We start from the raw sequence: 25,402 nt of genomic DNA on the forward strand, positions 1-25,402 counted from the left end.
CGTTTCCTCTTAGGAAAGGAGAGCCTATGACAGTAGAATATCAGGGCGAAATTGTTATTGCGCCACGCGTTCTTGAAGTAATTACAGGCATTGCTGCCGCTAAAGTGGATGGGGTACATTCCCTCCAGAATAAAAGAGTAGCAGATAGCTGGTCAAAAACATCTCTAAATAAAGGAATTTACCTTGAGACGGATGAAGAAGGTCGAGTAACAGCAGATATTTATGTTTATTTAGAGTATGGTGTCAATGTACCTGCCGTATCTATGGATATTCAACGTGCTGTTAAAACAGCAGTTCTAAATTATGCAGATGTACAAGTTGATGCTGTCAATATCCATGTCAATGGCATTGTTCCTGATAAGACACCAAAACCAGCATTGAAAGATTTATTCGGAGAGGATTTCCTTGATGAAGAATAATAGACATGCCTTGCGGAAATGTGCGTTGCAGGCAATCGTATCGCTTGAATTTGGACAAGAACCCGTTCAAGCTGCTCAGTTTTCTTACCTTTATGATAAAGAAGATGAGCAAGAAGGAATTGAAATTCCACTTTTCCTTCTTAATCTTGTCAATGGTGTAGCGGATTATCGTGAGGAGTTGGATAAAGAATTATCCACTCGACTAAAATCAGGCTGGACCTTGGATCGTTTGACTTTAATTGATAAGAATATCATGCGATTAGGATTATTTGAAATTTTATATTTTGAAGAAACGCCAGATCGTGTTGCAGTCAATGAAGCAGTTGAACTAGCCAAAGAATTTTCAGATGATGCATCTGCTAAATTTGTCAACGGTGTACTAAGCCAGTTTATAAAAGAAGAAGCCAAATAAGGTTTCTTCTTTTATTGTAGAATGAAAAGTGAAAAAGACTGTACTTGATCTCAACTCAAGTACAGTCTCTTTTATACACTCGCCCCAGCTAAAAGGGTGATTGGTAAAATATAGTCTGTTTTTGGGAGTTTCTTTCCCTCAATCTTATCAATCAGTAAATCAACTAACAACCGTGCGATCTCGACCAATGGCTGTTTGATGGTTGTTAATTGAGGATAATAACTCTCAATAAAGCTCGTACCGTCATAACCAATTAATTTGATATCCTCTGGAATGGATAATTTTAAAGAACGAGCCACATTCCAAACCAGCATAGCTGTCGCATCGCCAGAAACAAAAATGCCATCTGGTTTGTATTTTTCAAGTATTGAGCGAATCTCCATTTCTTTTCTTACTGGGGATAAGTCGCTTGCGATTTTAAAAACTTTAGCTTCATCTAAAATAGAAGTGAAGCCTACTTGTCGTAGTCCAGTTGGAGAATTAGAGTCGTCATTTCCCGTAATCATTAATGGATTGTGACATCCCGCTTTTTGTAAGGTTTGGGCAGCTAATATCCCGCCAGCAAAATTATCAGAAGAGACAATGGGAATGGAAGGAGAGAGGTTGCGGTCAAAAGCAATAATTGGTGCGACGACGCGATCGTAGTCTTGAATTCCCAAATTGTGACTACCTGAAATAATACCATCAACTTGGTTTGCTGCCAGCATTTCTAGATATTCACGTTCCTTATCGGATTCATGTTGGCTATTACAAATAATGGTTTTATAACCTCGATCAAAAAGTTCTTTTTCTAGATGTCCTATTAGCTCAGAATAGAAAATATTGTTGATGGTTGGAAAGATGAGACCAACTAATTTTGCGGATTTACCTTGTAAGCTACGTGCCAGGTTGTTCGGTTTATAACCTAGTTCACGCATGGCTTCCTCAACATTGCGAATGGTTTTTTCAGAAAGGTATCCTTTTTTATTGATAACGCGTGAGACAGTAGTGGGGCTAACCCCAGCTAACTGTGCTACATCAGTTAGTTTTGCGACCATAATCTAAGTGGTAGTAGGTTCCAGTCGGTGCCCCTGTTCGGATGACAATTCCGTTTTGATCGGCATCTGGGAAGACGCGGCCTGAAAATACTTTTTCTCCTTTATTAATAAAAATTTCAAAGACTGACTTATCGATAAAGATATTTGCAGTTATTGCTCCAGGTTCAACTTCACATGAACGAGTTGTCCCAAATTCCAAAGCAAATGGCTTGCCACAGTTGCCTCGGTCTAAGGTAATCTGACCGTTTTCTGTATCTACTGTCAGGATCAAGCCGTTCTTTTCTTCATTTGCAAATAGAACTAGTTCGTGCTTGTTTCCAGCTGAGAAGTCAAGTTCCAATTCGTAAACATTATTAGTTTCTTTTTGGGCTGAAAATGGCTGAGCTTCTTTACGAAGACTGGTAATAGCATCGACTGGATATTGGTAGAGCTTACCGTCCTTGATGGTTAATTCTTTAACCAATGACAGACAGCCTTGGTAGTCATAAGCATCGGTTGGGTATTCCACATCAGGAAGAGCCAACCAGCTTACAGAGAGTGTTCGACCGTCTGGTGCATTAAAGGCCTGGGTTGCATAGCACTCAAAACCATAGTCCAAATTGGTCAATTCACCTGGTTCTACAATAGTAGCTGTCTGAGGATCGAAACTCTGACCAATCTTGTACATATTTGGATAGATATTGCCGTAGTCCAAAACCTTTTTGTCCAAACCTTGAGGACAGTAGAGAAGGATGGGTTGCTCACCAACAAAAGCAATATTCGGACATTCCATCATATAAGCGGTCGTATCATTGGCAAAATCTAGGTCACCAACATAGGACCAGTTGAGGTAGTCATTATTTTCAGCTTTATAAAGTTTGACAATTCCTTTTTTATCCAGATTTTGTCCACCGACGATAGCGTAATATTGCCCTTTATAGTTGAAAATTTGTGGATCACGGAAATGGTCAGTGGTATCTTCTGGTTGCTCAATCAAGACTTTATCAATCTTTTCAATCTTACCATCTTTGTCCATCAAGGCACCGATTTGGTATGGATGGCGAACCCAATTTTCATCGCGGACATTTCCAGTATAGAAGAGAAAGAGCTTGTCGCCAAATTCCATGGCAGAGCCAGAGTAAGCGCCGTGACTGTCTAAAGGAGTATCTGGATAAAGGACTGTACCTGTTTCTTCAAAATGAACCAGATCGGTTGATTCAGTATGTACCCATGATTTTAGGCCGTGGGCTGCACCAAAAGGAAAGTATTGATAAAACAAGGTCCATTTTCCATTAAAATAAGAGAACCCATTGGGGTCGTTCAAGAGTCCATGCGGTGTTTCGATATGGAAGTTGGTTCTCCAAGGTGAACTTTCAGTATTCTTTTTAATTTTTTCAATGTATTCGGGTGTCCAGTCAGCGTAAGCTCTGTAACGTTCCTCAGTTGTGAATGTCATAATTGTCTCCAAAATTCTATTTTTTCAATTAATATAGTAAACGTTTTCTTGCAAAAAATCAAGTTTTAACAGTGGTTTTGATAAATTCGAAAAAAAATATGATAAACGTTTGACATATAGCTGGAAAATGATATAATTAAAGCATCGAAAGTTTGAAAACACTTTCAAAAACAAAAATATACAAAAAGGAGATTTTTGTAAATGGATTATAAAAAAGTTTCTGCCGAAGTGATCGAAGCGGTTGGGAAAGATAATCTAGTTGCGGCAGCACACTGTGCAACTCGTCTTCGTTTGGTTCTGAAGGATGAATCCAAAGTGAACCAAGAAGCACTCGATGACAATGCAGATGTCAAAGGGACATTCAGTACGAATGGTCAGTATCAAGTTATCATCGGACCTGGTGATGTAAACTTTGTATATGCAGAGCTCATCAAGGCTACAGGCTTAAAAGAAGTTTCAACAGATGATTTGAAACAGATTGCAGCGCAAGATAAGAAGTTCAATCCATTGATGGACTTGATCAAGCTCTTGTCAGATATCTTTGTGCCAATCATTCCGGCTCTCGTTGCTGGTGGTCTATTGATGGCGCTTCGTAACTTCTTGACTTCTCCAGATTTATTTGGTCCAAAATCAATTGAGGAAATGTATCCTGCTATCCAGGGTGTTTCTGCGATGATTCAGTTGATGTCAGCAGCTCCATTCATGTTCTTGCCAGTCCTTGTAGGTATCTCCGCTGCGAAACGCTTTGGTGCAAACCAATTCCTCGGTGCGGCTATTGGTATGATCATGACCACTCCAGATTTGGGTGGTAAAGAAGCATTTTGGGATATTTTGGGTTTCCAAGTAGCTCAAACAAACTATGCATATCAGGTTATTCCAGTTCTTGCAGCAGTATGGCTTCTTGCGACGCTTGAAAAATTCTTCCACAAGAAGTTGCCATCAGCAGTTGACTTTACATTCACACCATTATTGTCAGTAATGATTACAGGTTTCTTGACATTTACAGTCATTGGTCCTGTGATGTTGACTGTATCTGATGCGATTACTAACGCAATTGTTTGGTTGTACGATACAACTGGTGCGCTGGGTATGAGTATCTTTGGTGGTACTTACTCATTGATCGTAATGACTGGTCTTCACCAATCATTCCCTGCCATCGAGACACAACTATTGTCTGCTTACAACAATAATGGTACAGGATACGGAGACTACATCTTTGTAGTTGCTTCAATGGCTAACGTTGCGCAAGGTGCTGCAACTCTTGCTATCTATTTCTTGACAAAAAATGCAAAAACAAAAGGTTTGTCCGGTTCAGCAGCAGTTTCTGCCTTTCTTGGAATTACAGAACCTGCCCTCTTCGGGGTTAACTTGAAGTACAGATTCCCATTCTTCTGTGCTCTTGCCGGTTCAGCTATCGGTGCCCTCTTTGCAGGTTTGACTCATGTTATCGCTGTATCTCTTGGAGCAGCTGGTTTCATTGGATTCCTCTCAATCAAAGCATCGTCTATCCCAATGTATGTAGTTGCTGAGGTGATTGCTTTTGCTGCAGCCTTTGCCTTTACTTACGTTTATGGCAAGACAAAAGCATCAGCAGTTTTCGCTGATGAAGCAGCAACAGCAGCTGCGGCAGCAGTGACAGCGTCTGTAGTTGAAACTTCAGAAGAAGTTGAAGAAACTGCAGAAATCTCTACTGCACAAGAAACTCTTGTTTCTCCACTTTCAGGTAATGTAGTTGCTCTTGAAAATGTTAATGACCCAGTCTTCTCATCAGGAGCTATGGGTAAAGGTTTGGCTGTTAAACCTTCTGAGGGTGTTGTTTATGCACCAGCAGATGCAGAAGTAACAATTGCTTTTGAAACAGGTCATGCTTACGGATTGAAAACAGCTTCTGGTGCTGAAATTCTTATCCATATTGGTATTGACACTGTTTCAATGAACGGTAACGGATTTGAAAAATTAGTAGTAGCTGGCGATAAAGTAAAAGCTGGTACTCCAATCGCTAAATTCGATGCTGCGAAAATTGCTGAAGCAGGTCTAGATGATACTACGATGGTGATCGTAACAAATACAGCAGACTTTGCTGAAGTTTCACCACTTGCTGAAGGAACCATTGCTCACGGAGCAGACTTCTTGAAAGTAGCTAAATAAGATCGTGAACCGATTTTAAGGAATCTTAGTTATATTGAACAAAGAGTAGGGAAAAGGTGGAATAGCCTTTTTCCTCTGTTTGTTTCTATGGTATAATACTAGTGACAAAATTTTTGGAGAACATCACATGACAAAATTATATGGTAGCTTGGAAGCGGGTGGTACAAAGTTTGTTTGTGCCGTAGGAGATGAACAATTCCAAGTTGTTGAAAAAACGCAATTTCCTACGACAACTCCTTATGAAACGATTGAACGAACAGTCGAATTCTTCAAACGCTATGAGGACCGGTTGGCAGGAATTGCTATTGGTTCATTTGGTCCAATCGATATTGACCCAAACTCTCAGACCTATGGGTACATTACTTCAACCCCAAAACCACATTGGTCAAATATTGATTTACTTGGTCTGATTGCTAAGGAATTTAACATTCCATTCTACTTCACGACAGATGTGAATTCATCAGCTTTTGGTGAAACATTGGTTCGTAAAGGGGTAAAGAGCTTAGTTTACTATACAATCGGTACAGGTATTGGTGCAGGTGCTATTCAGAATGGTGAATTTATCGGTGGATTAGGTCATACCGAAGCTGGTCATACTTACGTTGCCCTACACCCATACGATGTAAAACATGAATTTAAAGGGATGTGTCCATTCCACAATGGATGTTTGGAAGGCTTAGCTGCAGGTCCTTCTCTTGAAGGCCGTACAGGTATTCGTGGGGAATTGATCGAGCTCAACTCAGACGTTTGGGATGTGCAGGCTTACTACATTGCTCAAGCAGCCGTACAGGCAACCTTGCTTTATCGTCCGCAAGTAATTGTATTTGGTGGAGGAGTTATGGCTCAAGAGCACATGCTTAATCGTGTACGTGAGAAGTTTGTCGGTTTGATGAACGATTATCTCCCAACACCAGATGTCAAAGAATATATCGTAACACCAGCTGTTGCTGAAAATGGTTCTGCAACTCTTGGTAATTTTGCCTTAGCAAAAAAAGTATCTGAAAAATAAAAGTGAGATAAGTTGAAATGGCAACCCTGTTAATGAGAGGGTTGCTATTTTTTCAGAATAAAAAGATATGTTGGAAAGATAAATCTTATACTCTTCGAAATGTAAAACAGACCTTATTGACTTGATTTTCATTGAGTATTAGTGACTGGATATTCTATATAGAATGTGAAAGTTAGTTTTCCCATTTTAAGGTATGCAAAAAATATAAGTGACTTTTCAAAGTACAAGTGTTTCAATATTAAAATTTACATATTTAGACAGGCAAGTATTAGGATAGTTAAATAACTTTGAAATGTTGTGTTATGAACTAATTTGAGCTTATTTTTCTTTGATTATTTTTTTGGTTTTCATAAACTCTCTTTATTTTATTGACTTTTAGCCGTATTCTTGCCAAAACAGCATATTCAAGGTATAATATATTATTGAACTAAAACGAGAAAATAGGATGAACAGTATGGTAACAAATGTGCTTCGTTCTCTCATTGAAAATGACAAGGGAGAGCAAAGAAAACTTGAAAAAATGGCAGACAGAGTATTTTCTTATGCTGATGAAATGGCTGCGCTCAGTGACGAGCAATTGCAAGCAAAGACTACTGAATTTAAAGAACGTTACAGCAAGGGAGAATCCTTAGATGATCTTTTGTATGAAGCGTATGCAGTTGTTCGAGAAGGAGCTAGACGTGTATTAGGTCTCTATCCATATAAAGTTCAGGTTATGGGGGGGATTGTTCTTCACAATGGTGATGTACCAGAAATGCGTACTGGTGAAGGGAAAACGTTGACTGCGACTATGCCTGTTTATTTGAACGCCCTTTCAGGAAAAGGTGTTCACGTAGTTACGGTAAATGAATATTTGACAACCCGTGATGCGACCGAAATGGGTGAGTTATATTCTTGGCTTGGACTATCAGTCGGAATTAACCTGGCCGCTAAATCACCGCTAGAAAAACGTGAAGCCTATAACTGCGATATTACCTACTCTACCAACTCAGAAATCGGTTTTGATTACCTTAGAGATAATATGGTCGTTCGTGCAGAGGATATGGTGCAACGTCCATTAAACTATGCCTTGGTCGATGAAGTGGACTCTATCCTGATTGACGAAGCTCGTACCCCACTGATTGTTTCTGGTCCTCAAGGTTCTGAAACAAATCAATTATATTTCTTGGCGGATAACTTGGTTAAATCATTGGATAAGGAAGACTATATTATTGACGTTCCTTCAAAAACAATTGGTTTATCTGATACAGGTATTGATAAGGCTGAAAAATTCTTCAAATTAAATAATCTATATGACATTGAAAATGTAGCCATCACTCACTTCTTAGACAATGCCCTTCGTGCTAATTACATCATGACCTATGATGTTGATTATTTGGTAAATGAAGATCAAGAAGTCATGATTATCGATCCATTTACAGGACGTACCATGGAAGGTCGTCGCTATTCTGATGGTCTACACCAAGCAATCGAAGCTAAAGAAGGTGTGCCTGTTCAAAATGAATCGAAGACCAGTGCTTCGATCACTTACCAAAACCTCTTCCGTATGTATAAAAAATTGGCAGGTATGACGGGTACAGGTAAGACAGAAGAAGAAGAGTTTCGTGAAATCTATAATATCCGTGTTGTACCAATTCCAACAAATCGACCTATTGCTCGTGTTGACCATGAAGATTTGCTGTATCCAAGCTTAGAGTACAAATTTAACGCCGTTATCGCTGATGTGAAGCGCCGTTATGAAAAAGGTCAACCAGTACTGGTTGGTACAGTTGCGGTTGAAACATCTGATTTGATTTCACAAAAATTAGTTGCTGCAGGCGTTCCGCATGAGGTATTGAATGCTAAAAACCATTATCGTGAAGCTCAAATCATCATGAATGCTGGTCAGCGTGGGGCTGTTACGATTGCAACAAACATGGCTGGACGTGGTACAGATATTAAGTTAGGTCCTGGTGTGCGAGAATTAGGTGGGCTATGTGTGATTGGTACAGAACGTCATGAGAGTCGCCGTATTGATAATCAGCTTCGTGGACGTTCAGGTCGTCAGGGTGATCCAGGGGAATCTCAGTTCTACTTATCACTCGAAGATGATTTGATGAAACGTTTTGGTTCAGAACGGATCAAGGTGTTTATGGAACGTATGAACCTGTCAGAAGAAGAGTCTGTAATCAAATCGAAAATGCTCACACGTCAAGTTGAATCAGCACAGAAACGTGTAGAAGGAAATAACTACGATTCACGTAAACAAGTTCTACAATATGATGACGTTATGCGTGAACAACGTGAAATCATCTACAAACAACGTCAAGATGTGATTACAGCGGATCGTGATTTGGCACCTGAAATCAAGGCAATGATGAAGCGGACCATTGAGCGTCAAGTGGAAGGTCATTTCTTGGGTTCAAAAGATGAAGCCATTGATGGGATTATTAAGTTTGCTCATACAACATTGGTTGAAGATGGTACATTGCATGCGGAATCCTTTAAATCAATGAATAAAAAAGAAATCATTGATGAATTGTATGAACTAGCTTTGAGAGTCTATGATTCACAAGTGAAGAAGCTTCGTGATGAAGATCGAATTCGCGAATTCCAGAAGGTACTCATTCTACGTGTTGTAGACAATAAATGGACTGATCATATCGATGCAATGGATCAATTACGTAATGCGGTGAGCTTACGTGGCTACGCGCAAAATAATCCAATTGTAGAATATCAATCAGAAGCTTTTACAATGTTTAATGATATGATTGGTGCAATTGAGTTTGAAGTTACACGACTCATGATGAAAGCGCAGATTCATGACAATATTGAACGGGAACGCTCAGTACAAGAATCACGTACAACGGCAGTTAAGAACATTATGCCAAACCAACCTGTCCAAACTAAAGATGCTGTTTCATTTGAAGGTGTTGATCGGAATGATCCATGTCCATGTCAGTCTGGTAAGAAATTTAAAAATTGTCACGGCCGTAAATAAGAACTTGTATTCACAAGTAATCTGCTTTTATTTAAGAAATAGTTTTCGCTCATCAAGGCAGTTTTTTGACTGGAATACTCCTGTATTTTGAAAAAACGAACGATGACTGACTTAGAAACTAGTTCTAAGATGGAAGTATGACCGGTGAATACAAGGTCTAGGGATGAATGAAGGACTGGACGGCTGTCCAGTCTTTTGAAGTATTTAAAATATTGTATAAAGAAGGAGCACGATTCATGATTGTTGGACATGGGATTGACCTTCAAGATATAAAGGCTATCGAGCGTGCTCGCGAAAAACATCAGGGGTTCCCAAAAAAAGTACTGACTGCAAAAGAATTTGAACGCTATCAGGATTTGCAAGGGCGACGACAGTTGGAATATTTAGCTGGTCGTTGGGCTGTCAAAGAAGCATTTTCTAAGGCATTAGGAGTCGGTATTGGAACAGTGGGTTTTCAAGATATTGAAGTATTAAATAATCGCCAAGGGGCTCCCTACATTGCGAAGAGTCCGTTTAGTGGAAAAATTTGGCTGAGCATTAGTCATTCTGGAGAATTTGTACAAGCAAGCGTGATTTTGGAGGAAAATAATGATTGAAAGTGACCATCGACCCAGTTATATAGAGGTTCAATTAGATGCTATAGCAGCTAATCTTGAACAAGTGATTGAACCTTTGCCTAGAAAGACACAGGCATTTGCAGTTATTAAAGCAAATGCTTATGGACATGGTGCTGTTGCAGTAGCTCGACGGTTAGCGAGCCAAGTAGCAGGTTTTTGTGTTTCAAACTTGGATGAAGCGTTCGAATTACGTCAGGCTGGAATAGAGCACCCAATCTTGATTTTGGGAGTTATACCTGTTGACGATCTGCATTTAGCATTGAAGTTAAATATCAGTGTCACTCTTGCAAGTTTAGAGTGGTTAGAGCTGGTTAAAGCATCTGGTCAGGATCTAGCTGGTTTAGCTGTTCATGTTAAACTAGATACTGGAATGGGGAGAATTGGATTCAGAGACTGGTCTGAGTTGGAGAAAGTGCTTGATCTTATGAGTGAGATGGATCTTGAATTTGAGGGTATTTTTACCCATTTTGCAACAGCAGATGAAGAAGATGCACATTACTTCCGCGAGCAATTGACACGTTTTAAGGAATGGTTAGATAGGTTACCGGAATTGCCTCGTTGGATTCATGCAAGTAATTCAGCGACAAGTATCTGGCATGCAGATACGGTGTTTAACATGGTTCGATTAGGGGATGTTCTGTATGGTCTAAATCCTAGTGGACGTACCTTAACACTACCATTTGAGCTCCAACCTGCACTGGGATTGTACTCTGAACTCGTACATGTTAAGCAAGTCGAGGCAGGTACCTTTCTTGGATATGGGTCAACGTATCAGAGTTCAGAGACTGAGTGGATAGGTACTATTCCTGTTGGATACGCTGATGGTGTAGTGCGAAGACTCCAAGGTTTCCATGTTCTGGTCGATGGTCAATATTGTGAAATTATTGGACGTATTTCCATGGATCAAATGACGATCCGTTTGCCGAAATCATATCAAGTTGGAACAAAAGTAACCTTGATAGGCCGTGAAGAAGACAAGGAAATAACGGTTCAAGAATGGGCTGATTATATTGGTACGATAAATTATGAGATTGTATGTTTATTGACAGATCGTTTGCCTCGTAAACATCAATAAGATAAATAAATCAACTTTTAATCAAAAAATCTATCATTTTCCGGTGGTAAGCGAATCTACCAGAAAATGATAGATTTTTTTGTTCTCTATCTCCTGACTGAGGGAATGTCACACTCATGGTTCTAAAATGTGTCATAATCTGATGTTACATGTATTAATGAGTGGAAGTGGTAATAGACAAATGGATATCTATACCAAAGAAAGTACCTATAGTACTTTATGTTGATGATTGAGGTCTAATGAATGCTGGTAATTACTTGACATTAAAAGAGAATCGGTCTACAATATAATCATATATGGTTATAACCAGTTTAAGAAAATATATATGAAATATAAGGGGGCCACTATGGTTAGCTACATCAAAGCAAAATCAATTATTCTTGCAGATAGTGAGAAAGTTGATGCATATTTGGAAATTACTGATGATGGGCGGTTCGGTCATATTTTTACCGAAAAACCAGATGGAAAAATAATAGATTACTCAGACTATCATATCGCACCGGGCTTGGTGGATACCCATATCCACGGCTATGCGTCACATGATGTGATGGATAATGATTTTGAAGGAATTAAAGTTATTTCAGATGGCTTGCTAGCCTGTGGTGTTACTTCTTGGTTGCCGACAACACTGACAGATTCGACTGAAAATTTAGATGCTGTCTGTGAAACGATTGGTCAACATGCAGGTGAAGAAACAGGGGCTAAAATTCAAGGTATCTTTTTGGAAGGGCCATTCTTTACAGAAAAATACAAGGGAGCTCAAAATCCTAAGTATATGAGTGATCCTTCTATTGAGAAGTTAGACCACTGGCATAGTCTATCGAATGGTTTGGTGAATAAGATTGCTATTGCTCCGGAACGAGAAGGAGTTAAAGAATTCATTGAATTTGCAAATAGCAAAGCTATTCATACCGCTTTAGCACACAGTGATGCAACCTTTGCTCAAGCGCAGGCTGCGGTTGAAGCAGGTGCTAATATTTTTGTACATGTCTATAATGGTATGAGTGGACTACATCATCGTGAACCTGGCATGGTCGGTGCAGCTTTAAGTTTACATGATGTTTATGCAGAAATGATTTGTGACGGACATCATGTTCATCCAGCGGCAGCGGAAATTGTGGTTAAGGCCCGTGGAGCAGAAGAGACAGTTCTAATCACTGACTGTATGAGAGCCGGAGGTATGGGCGAGGGCGAATCAAGACTTGGGGAATTTGAAGTCATTGTTAAAGATGGAACGGCTCGCCTCAAAGAAAGTGGAAGTTTGGCAGGTTCTATTTTGGAATTGATTGAAGCTGTACAAAATGTGGTGAGCTGGGGATTGGTCAGCCTTCCCGATGCATTACGTATGGCTTCATTAGCACCAGCACGTTCTGTCAATATTGATCATATTTGTGGCCAAATTGCTGAAGGTCGTGCAGCTGATTTTATTGTAGTAGATGATGCAGGACATCTGAAAGCTACTTATTTAGATGGTGTGAAACGATTCGGCTAATCAACCGAAAAAATCATGTTAAAAAACTTGGTTAATAATTATCTATTATATATTCTTAAGGAGGATTCTAATGACAAAATTGCAACTGTCACAAGCTAAGTTTGAACATATGACTCGCTTGTCAAATGAAAATCAGGTTATCGCAGCACTAGCGATTGACCAACGAGGTGCCTTGAAACGGTTGTTGGCAGCAGCCGCTGGTGGTGGAGATTTTGGTGATGACATTTTGGTGGACTTCAAAAAAGTCATTTCTAGCGAACTAACCCCATACGCCAGTTCCATTCTTCTTGATGCAGAGTATGGAGTGCCTGCGTCTGAACTGCGTCATGCAGATTGTGGGTTTATCGCTGCCTATGAAAAAACCGGATATGATGCTTCGACACCAGGACGTTTACCAGATCTTCTTCCAAATTGGTCAGCAAAACGTATCAAAGAATTAGGTGCAGATGCGGTTAAAATTTTGTTGTACTATGACGTAGACGACAAACCTGAAATTAATGATATTAAACATGCTTGGGTTGAACGGATTGGTAGTGAATGTATTGCGGAAGATATTCCTTATTTTGTAGAAATTCTAACCTATGATGCAAGTGACATGGATGTAACTTCACGGGAGTATGCAAGCTTAAAACCTCATAAGGTAAACGGTGCAATGCGTGAATTCAGCAAACCACGGTATAATGCAGATGTTCTTAAGGTAGAAGTCCCTGTAAATATGAATTTTGTCGAAGGCTATACAAGCGAAGAACCTGTTTATACTGCAGACGAAGCAAGAGCCTATTTCAAAGAGCAATCGGAAGCTACTCATTTGCCATTTATATATTTGAGTGCAGGTGTCTCAGCTAAACTTTTCCAAGAAACTCTTGTCTTTGCAAAAGAATCAGGTTCGACCTTTAATGGTGTGCTCTGTGGTCGTGCGACATGGAAAGATGCAGTGGCTATTTTTGCCAAAGAAGGTGAAGAAGCTGCTAAGGCTTGGTTAGCAGATCAAGGTCGCCGAAATGTTGAAGAATTAAATGACGTCCTTGTAACAACAGCAAGTCCATGGACTGAAAAGGTTGAAGTGAACTAATTCATATAGCTTAATAAGAAAAATCCAGAGCTTTTAATAACTCTGGATTTTTTAGGATTCATGACCTGGAACTGAAAAACTTCTAAAGGTAAGAAGACGTTTTTAGTTAAAAAAGGCTGCATATAATGCCTGTAAAGCTTTTTCTTTTTCTTCTGTTTTGACTACGAACATGACAGAAACTTCACTAGCACCTTGTGAAATCATAGCCAAATTAACATTTTGGTTGGATAAGGCACTAGTTGCGGTCGCAGTTACACCGACATGGCTCTTCATATTTTCACCGACAATCATGATAATAGACAAGCCGTGTTCGATTTCAGCCTTATCAACTTCCATTTTTGTTTTCAATTGACGTAGAATTTCAGCTTCTTTGATTGGTGTCAATTCTCTATTTCTAAGTACGATGGACAAATCATCAATACCAGTTGGCATATGTTCAAAACGAATGTTTAAATCCTCTAAAATTTGAAGGACTTTGCGCCCGAATCCGACTTCACGGTTCATGAGGTATTTAGAAATATTGATGCTGACAAAACCATCATCTGCAGCAATCCCAACGACAGGGAGAGTTTGATCTGTATGATCAAGAACAATTCTAGTACCTGGGTGGCTAGGGTTATTGGTGTTTTTAATAACCAATGGAATACGACCGCGATAAGCAGGAAGAAGGGCCTCATCATGAAGAACGGAGAAACCAGCATATGCTAGTTCACGCATTTCACGATAGGTTAGTTCTTTGATAGAGTGTGGGTGTTTGATAATTCCAGGGTGAGCAGCAAAGATCCCATCTACATCTGTAAAGTTTTCATACAGATCTGCCTTAACCCCTGCAGCAACGATGGATCCTGTGATATCAGATCCTCCCCGTGAGAAGGTACAAATTTGATTGTCAATAGTCACTCCAAAGAATCCAGGGATGATCAAGACTTCCTCTGCATTTCGCAATTCTTCAATTTTATCATAGCTCGAAGGAAGAATTCGTGCATTTCCTGGTTCAGAACTTACAATAATGCCAGCCTTTTTCGGATGAACATAGCGTGCTGGTAATCCTCTAAAAGTAAAGTATTCAGCGATTAATTTTGCATTGTTATCTTCCCCAGCGGCTAAAAAAGTATCGTAAAGGAATTCGTTATCATCAATTGGTAAGGTTGCAAGAGAAATGATGTTTTCAGCAATTTTCTTCATGCTATTAGCTGAAAAACCGAGTTCATCGACCATTGCCTGGTAACGGTTGATAATCCACTCTTGGCTTGCTGTTACATCTTTCCCATCAACATATTCTCTGTAATACTTAATTAATGCATCTGTAACCTTTGTATCTTCGGCATTGCGTTTTCCAGGGGCTGAAACAACAACAAAACGGCGTTCAGAATCCGATTGAACAATGTTGAATACTTTTTCCAATTGACCGGCAGAAGCAAGGGAACTTCCACCAAATTTTACCACTTTCATTCCAATCTCCTTGAATATTTTTTACTATTATAGCAGAATAAGGCGGAATTGTCAGTATGTTCAGAAAAATCTTGGTGAGAAACCTAATAAAATACGAACAAGGTTTGTTGTTGAAACATTTCAGAAAATCGAAAATCTTAATTGACTATGATACAATAGAGAGGTTAGGAGGCCAGAATGGTAAAAGCAATTATTTTTGACATGGATGGAGTAATTTTTGATACAGAATCATTTTATTTTCAGCGGCGTATAGATTTCTTGGTGACGAAAGGGTTATCAGTGAGCCATCTAAAACCATCTTTTTTTATTGGAGGACGTGCTGGTCAAGTATGGCAACGTATTTTAGGAGATGATTACGATAAATGGGATGTTCCTGCGCTGGAGGAGGAGTACCGAATTTATAAGGAGAATCGTCCCACACCTTACGCTGAACGAGTATTTCCAGATGTCAAGTCTGTCTTAGAGCGACTCAGTTTACATTCTATCCCGCTTGTTCTGGCATCAAATACTGATCGAAGTGATATTGAGAGAGCTTTGGAAGAATCGGGAATTCGCTCGTATTTCAGTCAAATCTATTCAGCAATGGATTGTATAGCTCCCAAACCAGATCCAGCTGTTTATGATCAAGCTGCAAAAGCAACAGGGGTTCCAAAATCGGACATTTTGGTTTTTGAAGATAGCGCCAAAGGGATAGAGGCCGCAAAAGCAGCTGGTTTAACTGTATGGGCTATTCGTGATCAACAGTTTGGAATGGATCAATCCAAAGCGGATAAGTTGGTTGATAGCCTTGAACAGGCCTTGGAATTGCTACAACTCTGACACCAATTCCTACTTACTCGTCATAACTAAATTTCTTTGAAAGTTGGCTTTGCCAGCTTTTTTTCGGACGTCACACTTTCCTTACTAGAAAAAAAGTGACAATTGTAAAAACTGTGTTACAATGGAAAACAAGAATTTGAACTTTGATATTCAAACCTTTTAAACATCAAATTATTTTAGAAGGAGGATGGTATGGCCTACCAAACAATTCGTTATGAAGTAATTGATTCCGTAGCGATTCTAACTTTAAACAGACCGGAAGTGGAAAATGGGTTTAATATTCCTATGTGTGAGGAAATATTAAATGCCATTCAACTTGCAGAAAATGATGAAACTGTAAAAATCTTACAAATTCAAGCAGAGGGCTCCGTTTTCTCAGTAGGGGGAGATCTGGTGGAGATGAAGCGTGCCGTAGATGAAGATGATATTGGTTCGCTCATCAAAATTGCTGAGCTTGTCAATGATATTTCGTTTGCGCTGAAGAAAATGCCTAAAATTGTTTTAATGGTAACAGATGGGGCGGTTGCTGGAGCAGCTGCCAATATGGCAGTAGCGGCAGACTTTGTTATTGCATCAAGTAAAACAAAGTTCATTCAAGCCTTTGTAGGTGTTGGGTTAGCCCCAGATGCGGGTGGCATCTTCTTGCTTAGTCGGGCGATTGGTAGCAATCGTGCTAGTCAATTAGCCATGACTGGAGAAGGGTTATCCGCTGATAAGGCCCTGGAGTATGGCATTGTTTATAAACTGGCTGAGCCAGATAAATTAGAGAAGACAGTTGCCCAAGTGTTAAAAAAACTCTTGCGTGGCTCTGTTAACTCCTATGCTGCCATTAAACAATTGGTTTGGGAAAGTCAGTTTAAGGACTGGGAGTCTTATCGTCAATTGGAGTTAGCCATGCAAGAATCTCTAGCCTATAAAGAGGATTTTAAAGAAGGTGTTCGGGCACATGCTGAACGTCGGAGACCGATGTTTATCGGGAAATAATGACAGATTGTTCAAAAAATGTTTGACATTCAAAGTTTTATGGTTTATACTTTGACTATCAAAGTAAAGGAGGCCTGTTTTGAAAGATCCAAAAGTGAATGACTATTTAACGGCCATTTTTAATAATGTGTTAGTGATTGAAGAAACAAGTCTGCGTAGTAGCCGATTTAATGACATTTCCATAAAAGAAATGCACACGATTGATGTGATTGGAAATATTGATGGGGCTACACCGAGTGATGTAGCTCGGACTTTGATGGTTACTTTGGGAACCGTGACAACCAGCCTGAATAATTTGGAACGAAAAGGATACGTGGAACGGATTCGTTCGACTAAAGACAGGCGTGTGGTGCATATCTATTTAACAAAGAAGGGCCGATTGGTCTATCGATTGCATCAACGATTTCATAATGAAATGGTGAAGCAAATCACGGATGGAATGGATGATACGGAATACCAAGTGATGAGGAAAGGACTCATGAAACTCTATCACTTCTTGGAGGATTTGAAATGAGAAACCATGCTAAAATCAGTCAGGTGGCCCATTATCTTCCGAAGAAGATTGTGACCAATGATGATTTGGCCCAGCAAATGGATACCAGTGATGAATGGATTCGTAGCCGTACAGGTATCAGACAACGACATGTTGCTACGGACGAGACAACTAGTGAATTAGCTAGTCAGGTAGCAAAGAAATTATTAGAAAAGTCTCAGCTAGATGCTTCTGAAATTGATTTCATCATCGTCGCAACGATTACTCCAGATGCATCCATGCCATCAACGGCAGCTATGGTTCAAGCAGCAATTGGTGCGCAAAAGGCTTTTGCCTATGATCTCGTTGCAGCTTGTTCAGGATTTGTTTTTGCGCTATCAACAGCAGAAAAATTGCTTGCTTCAGGAGTCTATAAGAGAGGACTTGTCATTGGAGCAGAGACCCTATCTAGGTCTGTCGACTGGTCAGATCGATCAACGGCTGTTTTATTTGGAGATGGTGCTGGAGGAGTTTTACTGGAAGCGTGTGAACAACCGAGCTTTTTAGCAGAAATCTTGCGAACGGATGGCGGTCGAGGTGCTAGTCTGACAGCAGGGATAGACCAGAAAGAGACGCCATTCTCGACACAAAGCCGTCAGCAACCCTTTATCCAAATGGAGGGCAGAGCTATATTTGAATTTGCGACGAGGGATGTCACGGCAACCATGGCAGAGCTGCTAGAACAAGCTGATATGACTGTGGATTGCGTTGATTATTTCTTGCTCCACCAAGCCAATATACGTATCCTGGATAAGATGGCTCGTAAATTGGGAGTGGCGCGTGAAAAATTTCCAGCAAATATGGATAAATATGGTAATACCAGCGCAGCAAGTCTTCCTATTCTCTTATCAGAATGTGTAGAGAGCGGAATGTTGCGATTGGATGGAAGCCAGACTGTTCTCATGGCTGGTTTCGGTGGAGGCCTCACATGGGGAACTCTACTCTTACAACTTTAGTTAATTCCTTGCCCTAGGCAAGATTAAAATATTTTATTTTCCAAAAGGAGACATTTATCATGGCAGTATTTGAAAAAGTACAAGAAATCATCGTTGAAGAATTGGGTAAGGATGCCGAAGAAGTAACCCTTACAACAACCTTTGAAGATTTGGATGCAGATTCATTGGATCTTTTCCAAGTTATCTCTGAAATCGAAGATGCCTTCGATATTCAAATCGATACTGAAGAAGGTTTGACAACTGTAGGCGATTTGGTTGCTTATGTTGAAGAAAAAACAAAATAATTATAGTCATTCAGTTTATCTTTTATTACGTCAACGAATGAGGAAACTTCGTTTCCTTATTTCCAACTTCAAATAAACTTTTGTTTATTTGAACTCGCAATGCCGTACTCTACGAATGTTACTTGCTATCGTAAGTACGATTTCCGACCTTCAATAGTCCACTGGACTATTGAAGCTATCTAGAGCAATTGACACAAACTTCGTTTGTTTTATTTCCGACCTTTACCAGTCTATTCCTAGACTGGTAAAGCTAGTACTAAAAGCAAACTGAAAGACTATAGTATTCCTCTCCTTATTTCAAAGATAATATAAGGAAGAGGATAGCTAAGAAAAGTGCTGGTGAGCATTTTTCTTTGGGCAGATGATTTGATATTCAAAACATTGAAACATCAAACTAATTTTTAGTGAGGGCTTGGCCCTCGCTTGTTTAGCTAATGGTTTGATATTCAAACGATTAGGTAAGCAAGAAAAAAAGAAGAGGGAATTATGAAGACGAAAATAACAGAACTGCTCGATATTCAGTATCCAATTTTTCAAGGTGGTATGGCTTGGGTAGCCGATGGAGATTTGGCTGGTGCCGTATCTAATTCAGGTGGTCTAGGAATCATCGGTGGAGGAAATGCTCCCAAAGAGGTGGTCATGGCAAATATTGACAAAGTTAAATCTATTACGGATAAGCCTTTCGGTGTCAATATCATGCTTTTGTCTCCTTTTGCGGACGATATCGTTGACTTGGTCATCGAAGAAGGTGTCAAGGTGGTGACGACAGGTGCGGGCAATCCTGGTAAATACATGGAACGCTTGCATGCAGCTGGTATTACGGTTATTCCAGTAGTTCCAAGTGTGGCTCTTGCCAAACGTATGGAAAAACTGGGTGTGGATGCCGTCATCGCTGAAGGAATGGAAGCAGGTGGTCACATCGGTAAATTGACCACCATGACCTTGGTTCGTCAGGTTGTTGAAGCCGTATCTATTCCTGTTATTGCTGCTGGAGGTATTGCAGATGGTGCAGGTGCAGCAGCAGCATTCATGTTGGGTGCAGAAGCGGTGCAAGTTGGAACTCGTTTTGTAGTAGCTACAGAGTCTAATGCCCATCAGGCTTATAAGGAAAAAGTTTTAAAAGCTAAGGATATTGATACAACAGTATCTGCATCTATTGTTGGACATCCTGTGAGAGCCATCAAGAATAAGTTGTCATCTGCTTATGCAGCTGCAGAGAAAGATTTCTTGGCAGGTAAAATTTCGGCAGATGCTATTGAAGAACTTGGTGCAGGAGCGCTCCGCAATGCAGTTGTTGATGGTGATGTAACAAATGGCTCCGTAATGGCTGGTCAAATTGCTGGTCTAGTTTCTAAAGAAGAATCTTGTGAAGATATTTTGAAAGATATCTATTATGGAGCAGCCAAAGTGATTAGAGAAGAGGCAAGCCGTTGGGCTTCGGTTGGAGAATAGGATGACAAAGACAGCTTTTCTTTTTGCAGGTCAAGGGTCTCAGACAGTGGGGATGGCTCGCGACCTTTACGAATATTCCCCGATAGTTAGAGAAACGTTTGATCAGGCTAGTCAGATTCTGGGGTATGACATTCGCGACCTAATTGACAATCAAGAGGATAAATTACATCAGACTCGCTATACCCAGCCTGCTATTTTGACAACTTCCCTAGCTATCTATCGTTTGTTGGCAGAAAAGGGGATTAAACCTGATATGGTAGCTGGTCTATCCTTGGGAGAATATTCAGCTCTGGTGGCATCGGGAGCTTTGGCCTTTGAAGATGCGATTGCCCTGATTGCTAAGCGTGGCGAATATATGGAAACGGCTGCGCCAGCAGGGACTGGTAAGATGGTTGCTGTTCTCAACACAGATATCAACTTGATAGAAGAAGTCTGTTCGTCAGTTACCTCTGGGATTGTTTCCCCAGCCAACTACAACACACCAGCCCAAGTCGTCATCGGAGGCGAGGTGGCTGCAGTGGATGAGGCGGTTGAATTGCTGAAGGAAGCAGGTGTCAAGCGGATGATTCCGCTCAATGTATCTGGCCCCTTTCACACGGCTCTCCTGCGACCAGCTTCGGAGCAATTGGCTCAGGCCTTGGAAGAAGTGGAATTTGCAGACTTCCAAGTAGAGTTGGTCGGTAATACAGAAGCCAAGGTCATGAAAAAAGAGGATATCAAGTCCCTCTTGACCCGTCAAGTGATGGAACCAGTTCGTTTCTATGAGTCAATCGCAACCATGCAGGAAGCTGGTGTGACTAACTTTATTGAAATCGGTCCAGGTAAAGTCTTATCAGGATTTGTCAAGAAAATCGATAAGACGGCGCATGTTGTAGCAATTGAAGATATAGAGGGGCTACAAATAGTATTGAATAAATTATGAGGAGGAATCATGGAATTAACAAATAAAAATGTTTTTGTAACAGGGTCAAGTCGAGGAATCGGCTTGGCCATTGCCCATAAGTTTGCTAGTCTTGGTGCCAATGTGGTACTGAACGGTCGTGGTCAATTAGGGCAAGAGATTCTGGATAGCTTTGCAGATTACGGTGTGAAAGTCCTAGCTATTTCAGGCGATATTTCCAGTTCGGAAGATGCCAAACGAATGGTGGCAGAAGCCATCGAAACCCTCGGTAGCGTCGATATTTTGGTCAACAATGCAGGGATTACCAAAGATGGTATGGCTCTTCGTATGACAGAAGAGGATTTTGATACGGTTCTGAAGGTAAATCTTACTGGAACTTTTAATATGACACAGGCTGTTTTGAAACCAATGACAAAGGCTCGTGAGGGAGCTATCATCAATCTGTCAAGTGTATCTGGCTTGATTGGGAATGCTGGTCAGGCCAACTATGCTGCTTCAAAGGCAGGTGTGATTGGATTTACTAAAGCCATTGCCCGTGAGGTTGCTGGGCGAAATGTTCGTGTCAATGCGATTGCGCCGGGCTTTATCCAGTCTGATATGACAGCTGTTTTATCCGACAAGATTAAAGAAGCTATGACTGCACAAATTCCGATGAAACGCTTTGGATTGACAGAAGAAGTAGCAGATGTAGCTGTATTCCTTGCTAAGCAAGAATATCTGACAGGTCAAGTGATTGCGGTTGACGGCGGCTTGACCATGCAGTAAGTTTCCTAATGAGAAAGGTTTGAAAATGACAAAATTAAATCGTGTAGTAGTAACAGGCTACGGTCTGACATCTCCAATCGGAAATACGCCAGAGGAATTCTGGGATAGCTTGGTCAATGGTAAGATTGGTATCGGAAAGATTACCAAGTTTGATACTAGTGAATACTCTGTTCATAATGCGGCCGAAATTAAGGATTTTCCTTTTGATAAATACTTTGTAAAAAAAGATACAAATCGCTACGATAACTACTCACTCTATGCTCTTTATGCGGCTCGAGAGGCCGTAGCCAATGCCAATCTCAATACAGAAGCGGTTGACAGTGACCGTTTTGGCGTTATCTTATCAACGGGTATCGGTGGAATTTTGGAAATTGAAGAGCAAGTGGCTCGTATGAACGAAAAGGGGCCAAAACGTATTCGTCCCATGGCTCTACCAAAGGCTTTGCCAAACATGGCGGCTGGAAATATTGCCATGCAGGTCGGTGCAAATGGTGTCTGCAAGTGTGTCATCACAGCCTGTGCTTCGTCAAACGATGCCTTGGGTGAAGCCTTCCGTGAAATCAAGTTTGGCTTCCAAGATGTCATGCTGGCAGGTGGCTCAGAAGCAGCTATTACGCCATTTGCAATCGGTGGTTTCCAGGCTTTAACAGCTATGTCGACTACTGAGGATCCAGAACGTGCGTCTATTCCATTTGACAAGGACCGCAATGGTTTTGTCATGGGAGAAGGTTCCGCGGTCTTAGTATTGGAAAGTTTGGAACATGCAGAGGCGCGTGGGGCAACTATCTTGGCTGAAATCGTTGGTTATGGAAATACATGTGATGCTTATCACATGACGTCGCCACATCCAGAAGGTTTGGGTGCTATTAAAGCCATGAAATTGGCCATTTCAGAGGCAGGTTTAGAGCCAGCTGATATAGACTACATCAATGCGCATGGTACTTCGACACCGGCTAATGAAAAAGGGGAAAGCCAAGCTATCGTATCTGTCTTCGGCAAGAACACGCCAGTTTCTTCTACCAAGTCCTTCACAGGTCACTTGTTGGGTGCAGCGGGTGCCGTTGAAGCGGCAGCTGTCATTGAGGCTATGCGTCATTCTTACGCACCGAAGACAGCTGGTACGACAGAATTATCTGACTACATTGAGGCGGATGTCATCTACGGTCAAGGCCGTGACATGGAAATCCGTCATGCCATTTCAAATACATTTGGCTTTGGAGGTCACAACTCGGTGATTGCTTTCAAACGTTGGGAGGCTTAAGTGAATATTACAGAAATAAAGGACTTGATGAGTCAGTTTGACCAGTCAAGTCTGCGAGAATTTTCATATAGCAATGCTGGGGAAACCTTGCATTTCAGTAAAAATCAGCAGGCGATAGCGGCTCCGAGTCCAAAGGTAGAAGCTCCGCTTGCTCCAGTAGCTCTTGCAAGCCCAGCCATGCCAGCAGCTGAAACCAGTGAGCCATCTCCAGCAGAAGCAAGTGTAAGCCCTGTGGCAGAAGGTGCAGTGGTGGAAAGTCCTTTAGTTGGTGTAGCTTATTTGTCTCCATCGCCTGACAAGCCAGCCTTTGTAGCAGTTGGCGATACGGTCAAAAAAGGGCAAACCCTCATGATTATTGAAGCCATGAAGGTCATGAATGAAGTGCCAGCTGACCGTGACGGTGTTGTCACAGAGATTTTGGTGGCCAACCAAGATGTTGTAGAATTTGGACAAGGATTGGTACGCATCAAATGATTGATATTTTGAAAATTAAAGAGGCGCTTCCTCATCGCTATCCTATGCTCTTGGTCGATCGTGTCCTTGAAATATCGGAAGATGAGATTGTTGCCCTCAAAAATGTGACCATTAACGAGCCCTTTTTCAACGGGCATTTCCCAGACTATCCTGTTATGCCAGGTGTTCTCATCATGGAGGCTTTGGCACAAACCGCAGGTGTCTTGGAATTGTCCAAGGAAGAAAACAAGGGTAAGCTGGTCTTTTATGCCGGCATGGACAAGGTTAAATTTAAGAAGCAAGTTGTACCTGGTGACCAGTTAATCATGACCGCGACATTTGTCAAACGCCGTGGAACCATTGCGGTCGTTGAGGCAAAGGCAGAAGTGGACGGAAAACTGGCTGCGTCGGGGACGTTGACTTTTGCTATCGGGAAATAATATCTAAAAGGAGATAGGATTCATCATGTTTGAGAAGATTTTGATTGCCAATCGTGGTGAGATTGCGGTGCGGATTATTCGTGCGGCCAGGGAGTTGGGGATTGCGACCGTGGCTGTCTATTCAGAGGCTGACAAGGAAGCCCTCCACACTATGTTGGCAGATGAGGCTGTCTGTATCGGCCCGGCCCGTTCGACAGACTCCTATCTCAATATGCAGGCGGTCATCTCGGCGGCTGTTGTGACAGGTGCTCAGGCCATTCACCCTGGTTTTGGATTTTTGAGTGAAAACTCCAAATTCGCCACCCTCTGTGAAGAGGTCGGCATCAAGTTTATCGGGCCTTCCGGAACGGTTATGGATACCATGGGCGATAAAATCAATGCCCGAGCAGAGATGATTAAGGCTCAAGTGCCTGTTATTCCAGGCTCTGACGGTGAAGTTTTGACCAGCCAAGAAGCCCTTGAAATCGCTGAAAAGATTGGCTACCCTGTCATGCTCAAAGCATCGGCAGGTGGAGGCGGCAAGGGGATTCGTAAGGTGGAAAAAGCTGAAGACCTAGTGCCTGCCTTTGAATCAGCTTCCAGCGAAGCCAAGGCAGCCTTTGGCAACGGAGCCATGTATATGGAGCGTGTCGTCTATCCAGCCCGGCATATCGAGGTGCAGATTTTAGCGGACCAACACGGCCATGTTATTCATCTGGGAGAACGGGATTGTTCCCTTCAACGCAATAACCAAAAAGTTTTAGAAGAAGCTCCGTCTATTGCTATCGGCCAGACCATGCGGGACCGTATCGGTCAAGCAGCTGTGCGGGCTGCCCAGTCAGTTGGTTATGAAAATGCAGGGACCATTGAGTTCCTCTTGGATGAAGCCAAAGGCGAATTTTACTTCATGGAAATGAACACACGGGTGCAGGTAGAACATCCTGTAACTGAGTTTGTGACTGGTGTGGATATTGTCAAGGAGCAGATTAAAATAGCAGCTGGTCAGGAACTCAGTGTCCGCCAAGAAGATGTGAAGATTACAGGCCATGCTATTGAATGCCGTATCAATGCTGAAAATCCAGCCTTCAACTTCGCCCCAAGTCCAGGTAAGATTTCCAATCTCTACCTGCCAAGTGGTGGCGTTGGTTTGCGTGTTGACTCGGCAGTTTATCCTGGCTACACGATTCCACCCTATTATGATTCTATGATTGCTAAGGTTATCGTGCATGGAGAAAACCGATTCGAAGCTCTGATGAAAATGCAACGTGCGCTTTATGAACTAGAAATTGAAGGAGTGGTAACCAATACGGACTTCCAGTTGGACTTGATTTCTGACAAACGTGTTGTGGCTGGTGATTATGATACAGCCTATCTTATGGAAGAGTTTTTACCGCGCTATCAGGAAGAATTAAAAAAGTAAATTAGGAG

24 protein-coding genes are annotated in these 25,402 nt (G+C 41.3%); 21 read left to right on the plus strand and 3 right to left on the minus strand.

Annotated features, from left to right (window positions below; all coding sequences use genetic code 11):
• Nucleotides 1-26: 26 nt before the first annotated feature.
• Together L6410_RS02200 and nusB are read left to right on the plus strand one after the other, a co-directional pair.
• Nucleotides 27-419 (plus strand): Asp23/Gls24 family envelope stress response protein, encoded by a 393-nt coding sequence (locus L6410_RS02200; RefSeq protein ID WP_024396589.1) that lies wholly within the window; start codon nt 27-29, stop codon nt 417-419.
• The gene (gene nusB, locus L6410_RS02205; protein WP_024391543.1) at nt 409-831 is read left to right on the plus strand and encodes a transcription antitermination factor NusB; all 423 of its coding nucleotides are present in this window, start codon (nt 409-411) and stop codon (nt 829-831) included. The genes L6410_RS02200 and nusB overlap by 11 nt, the downstream gene beginning before the upstream one ends.
• A gap of 71 nt (nt 832-902) precedes the next feature.
• Here the strand turns inward: nusB and L6410_RS02210 are convergent, their stop codons facing one another.
• Both L6410_RS02210 and L6410_RS02215 read right to left on the minus strand, forming a co-directional pair.
• Nucleotides 903-1,868, minus strand: a complete 966-nt coding sequence (locus tag L6410_RS02210) for a LacI family DNA-binding transcriptional regulator (RefSeq protein WP_024392546.1) — start codon at nt 1,866-1,868, stop codon at nt 903-905.
• Nucleotides 1,849-3,303: a sucrose-6-phosphate hydrolase gene (locus L6410_RS02215; RefSeq protein WP_237395741.1), complete on the minus strand. Its 1,455-nt coding sequence runs from the start codon at nt 3,301-3,303 to the stop codon at nt 1,849-1,851. Before L6410_RS02215 ends, L6410_RS02210 begins: the two co-directional genes overlap by 20 nt.
• A 201-nt stretch (nt 3,304-3,504) precedes the next feature.
• On the opposite strand from L6410_RS02215, the gene L6410_RS02220 reads away from it, so the two are divergent.
• From L6410_RS02220 to lacD, 7 genes are all read left to right on the plus strand, one after another.
• Nucleotides 3,505-5,451, plus strand: a complete 1,947-nt coding sequence (locus L6410_RS02220; RefSeq protein WP_024392548.1) for a sucrose-specific PTS transporter subunit IIBC — start codon at nt 3,505-3,507, stop codon at nt 5,449-5,451.
• A gap of 127 nt (nt 5,452-5,578) precedes the next feature.
• The gene (gene scrK, locus L6410_RS02225) at nt 5,579-6,460 is read left to right on the plus strand and encodes a fructokinase ScrK (RefSeq protein ID WP_024392549.1); all 882 of its coding nucleotides are present in this window, start codon (nt 5,579-5,581) and stop codon (nt 6,458-6,460) included.
• 454 nt (nt 6,461-6,914) lie between these two features.
• Nucleotides 6,915-9,440 (plus strand): preprotein translocase subunit SecA, encoded by a 2,526-nt coding sequence (gene secA / locus L6410_RS02230; protein ID WP_024403624.1) that lies wholly within the window; start codon nt 6,915-6,917, stop codon nt 9,438-9,440.
• A gap of 236 nt (nt 9,441-9,676) precedes the next feature.
• Nucleotides 9,677-10,036 carry a holo-ACP synthase gene (acpS, locus tag L6410_RS02235; protein WP_172089522.1) on the plus strand — a complete coding sequence of 120 codons (360 nt, stop codon included), beginning with the start codon at nt 9,677-9,679 and terminating at the stop codon, nt 10,034-10,036.
• The gene (alr, locus tag L6410_RS02240; protein ID WP_237395744.1) at nt 10,029-11,132 is read left to right on the plus strand and encodes an alanine racemase; all 1,104 of its coding nucleotides are present in this window, start codon (nt 10,029-10,031) and stop codon (nt 11,130-11,132) included. The genes acpS and alr overlap by 8 nt, the downstream gene beginning before the upstream one ends.
• A gap of 346 nt (nt 11,133-11,478) precedes the next feature.
• Nucleotides 11,479-12,624 (plus strand): N-acetylglucosamine-6-phosphate deacetylase, encoded by a 1,146-nt coding sequence (nagA, locus tag L6410_RS02245; RefSeq protein ID WP_237396626.1) that lies wholly within the window; start codon nt 11,479-11,481, stop codon nt 12,622-12,624.
• Nucleotides 12,625-12,694: 70 nt separating this feature from the next.
• Nucleotides 12,695-13,696: a tagatose-bisphosphate aldolase gene (gene lacD / locus L6410_RS02250; RefSeq protein WP_237395748.1), complete on the plus strand. Its 1,002-nt coding sequence runs from the start codon at nt 12,695-12,697 to the stop codon at nt 13,694-13,696.
• Between the two features lie 102 nt (nt 13,697-13,798).
• On the opposite strand, the gene L6410_RS02255 is transcribed toward lacD, so the two are convergent.
• A complete protein-coding gene (locus tag L6410_RS02255) occupies nt 13,799-15,148 on the minus strand; it encodes an aspartate kinase (RefSeq protein ID WP_172103306.1) in 1,350 nt (449 codons plus the stop codon).
• Between the two features lie 177 nt (nt 15,149-15,325).
• On the opposite strand from L6410_RS02255, the gene L6410_RS02260 reads away from it, so the two are divergent.
• The 12 genes from L6410_RS02260 (at nt 15,326) to L6410_RS02315 (ending at nt 25,394) form a co-directional block, all read left to right on the plus strand.
• Nucleotides 15,326-15,967: an HAD family hydrolase gene (locus L6410_RS02260; protein WP_024392558.1), complete on the plus strand. Its 642-nt coding sequence runs from the start codon at nt 15,326-15,328 to the stop codon at nt 15,965-15,967.
• Between the two features lie 192 nt (nt 15,968-16,159).
• Nucleotides 16,160-16,951, plus strand: a complete 792-nt coding sequence (locus tag L6410_RS02265; protein ID WP_237395749.1) for an enoyl-CoA hydratase — start codon at nt 16,160-16,162, stop codon at nt 16,949-16,951.
• A gap of 79 nt (nt 16,952-17,030) precedes the next feature.
• The gene (gene fabT / locus L6410_RS02270; protein WP_160863908.1) at nt 17,031-17,465 is read left to right on the plus strand and encodes a fatty acid biosynthesis transcriptional regulator FabT; all 435 of its coding nucleotides are present in this window, start codon (nt 17,031-17,033) and stop codon (nt 17,463-17,465) included.
• Nucleotides 17,462-18,439 carry a beta-ketoacyl-ACP synthase III gene (locus tag L6410_RS02275; protein ID WP_237395750.1) on the plus strand — a complete coding sequence of 326 codons (978 nt, stop codon included), beginning with the start codon at nt 17,462-17,464 and terminating at the stop codon, nt 18,437-18,439. Before fabT ends, L6410_RS02275 begins: the two co-directional genes overlap by 4 nt.
• Nucleotides 18,440-18,498: 59 nt before the next feature.
• Nucleotides 18,499-18,723 carry an acyl carrier protein gene (locus L6410_RS02280; RefSeq protein ID WP_002938891.1) on the plus strand — a complete coding sequence of 75 codons (225 nt, stop codon included), beginning with the start codon at nt 18,499-18,501 and terminating at the stop codon, nt 18,721-18,723.
• Between the two features lie 486 nt (nt 18,724-19,209).
• Nucleotides 19,210-20,175, plus strand: coding sequence for an enoyl-[acyl-carrier-protein] reductase FabK (gene fabK / locus L6410_RS02285; protein WP_237395751.1), 966 nt, complete (start codon nt 19,210-19,212; stop codon nt 20,173-20,175).
• A 1-nt stretch (nt 20,176) separates the two neighbouring features.
• Nucleotides 20,177-21,097 carry an ACP S-malonyltransferase gene (gene fabD, locus L6410_RS02290; RefSeq protein WP_237395753.1) on the plus strand — a complete coding sequence of 307 codons (921 nt, stop codon included), beginning with the start codon at nt 20,177-20,179 and terminating at the stop codon, nt 21,095-21,097.
• A gap of 9 nt (nt 21,098-21,106) precedes the next feature.
• Nucleotides 21,107-21,841 (plus strand): 3-oxoacyl-[acyl-carrier-protein] reductase, encoded by a 735-nt coding sequence (fabG, locus tag L6410_RS02295; RefSeq protein WP_237395755.1) that lies wholly within the window; start codon nt 21,107-21,109, stop codon nt 21,839-21,841.
• A 25-nt stretch (nt 21,842-21,866) separates the two neighbouring features.
• Complete coding sequence (gene fabF / locus L6410_RS02300) at nt 21,867-23,102, plus strand: beta-ketoacyl-ACP synthase II (RefSeq protein ID WP_237395757.1); 1,236 nt, start codon at nt 21,867-21,869, stop codon at nt 23,100-23,102.
• Nucleotides 23,103-23,576, plus strand: a complete 474-nt coding sequence (gene accB / locus L6410_RS02305) for an acetyl-CoA carboxylase biotin carboxyl carrier protein (protein WP_024392566.1) — start codon at nt 23,103-23,105, stop codon at nt 23,574-23,576.
• Nucleotides 23,573-23,995, plus strand: coding sequence for a 3-hydroxyacyl-ACP dehydratase FabZ (gene fabZ, locus L6410_RS02310; protein WP_172040491.1), 423 nt, complete (start codon nt 23,573-23,575; stop codon nt 23,993-23,995). The genes accB and fabZ overlap by 4 nt, the downstream gene beginning before the upstream one ends.
• Before the next feature lie 25 nt (nt 23,996-24,020).
• Entirely contained in the window at nt 24,021-25,394 is a 1,374-nt protein-coding gene (locus tag L6410_RS02315) for an acetyl-CoA carboxylase biotin carboxylase subunit (RefSeq protein WP_237395759.1), read from the plus strand.
• Nucleotides 25,395-25,402: the final 8 nt, after the last annotated feature.

It is taken from the genome of Streptococcus parasuis (genome assembly GCF_021654455.1).
Classification (GTDB): domain Bacteria; phylum Bacillota; class Bacilli; order Lactobacillales; family Streptococcaceae; genus Streptococcus; species Streptococcus parasuis.

Bases quoted from the DNA above. Each gene is read 5' to 3' on its own strand.
- L6410_RS02200 (WP_024396589.1), top strand. From the start codon at position 27: ATGACAGTAGAATATCAGGGCGAAATTGTTATTGCGCCACGCGTTCTT.
- nusB (WP_024391543.1), top strand. From the start codon at position 409: ATGAAGAATAATAGACATGCCTTGCGGAAATGTGCGTTGCAGGCAATC.
- L6410_RS02210 (WP_024392546.1), bottom strand. From the start codon at position 1,868: ATGGTCGCAAAACTAACTGATGTAGCACAGTTAGCTGGGGTTAGCCCC.
- L6410_RS02215 (WP_237395741.1), bottom strand. From the start codon at position 3,303: ATGACATTCACAACTGAGGAACGTTACAGAGCTTACGCTGACTGGACA.
- L6410_RS02220 (WP_024392548.1), top strand. From the start codon at position 3,505: ATGGATTATAAAAAAGTTTCTGCCGAAGTGATCGAAGCGGTTGGGAAA.
- scrK (WP_024392549.1), top strand. From the start codon at position 5,579: ATGACAAAATTATATGGTAGCTTGGAAGCGGGTGGTACAAAGTTTGTT.
- secA (WP_024403624.1), top strand. From the start codon at position 6,915: ATGGTAACAAATGTGCTTCGTTCTCTCATTGAAAATGACAAGGGAGAG.
- acpS (WP_172089522.1), top strand. From the start codon at position 9,677: ATGATTGTTGGACATGGGATTGACCTTCAAGATATAAAGGCTATCGAG.
- alr (WP_237395744.1), top strand. From the start codon at position 10,029: ATGATTGAAAGTGACCATCGACCCAGTTATATAGAGGTTCAATTAGAT.
- nagA (WP_237396626.1), top strand. From the start codon at position 11,479: ATGGTTAGCTACATCAAAGCAAAATCAATTATTCTTGCAGATAGTGAG.
- lacD (WP_237395748.1), top strand. From the start codon at position 12,695: ATGACAAAATTGCAACTGTCACAAGCTAAGTTTGAACATATGACTCGC.
- L6410_RS02255 (WP_172103306.1), bottom strand. From the start codon at position 15,148: ATGAAAGTGGTAAAATTTGGTGGAAGTTCCCTTGCTTCTGCCGGTCAA.
- L6410_RS02260 (WP_024392558.1), top strand. From the start codon at position 15,326: ATGGTAAAAGCAATTATTTTTGACATGGATGGAGTAATTTTTGATACA.
- L6410_RS02265 (WP_237395749.1), top strand. From the start codon at position 16,160: ATGGCCTACCAAACAATTCGTTATGAAGTAATTGATTCCGTAGCGATT.
- L6410_RS02275 (WP_237395750.1), top strand. From the start codon at position 17,462: ATGAGAAACCATGCTAAAATCAGTCAGGTGGCCCATTATCTTCCGAAG.
- L6410_RS02280 (WP_002938891.1), top strand. From the start codon at position 18,499: ATGGCAGTATTTGAAAAAGTACAAGAAATCATCGTTGAAGAATTGGGT.
- fabK (WP_237395751.1), top strand. From the start codon at position 19,210: ATGAAGACGAAAATAACAGAACTGCTCGATATTCAGTATCCAATTTTT.
- fabD (WP_237395753.1), top strand. From the start codon at position 20,177: ATGACAAAGACAGCTTTTCTTTTTGCAGGTCAAGGGTCTCAGACAGTG.
- fabG (WP_237395755.1), top strand. From the start codon at position 21,107: ATGGAATTAACAAATAAAAATGTTTTTGTAACAGGGTCAAGTCGAGGA.
- fabF (WP_237395757.1), top strand. From the start codon at position 21,867: ATGACAAAATTAAATCGTGTAGTAGTAACAGGCTACGGTCTGACATCT.
- fabZ (WP_172040491.1), top strand. From the start codon at position 23,573: ATGATTGATATTTTGAAAATTAAAGAGGCGCTTCCTCATCGCTATCCT.
- L6410_RS02315 (WP_237395759.1), top strand. From the start codon at position 24,021: ATGTTTGAGAAGATTTTGATTGCCAATCGTGGTGAGATTGCGGTGCGG.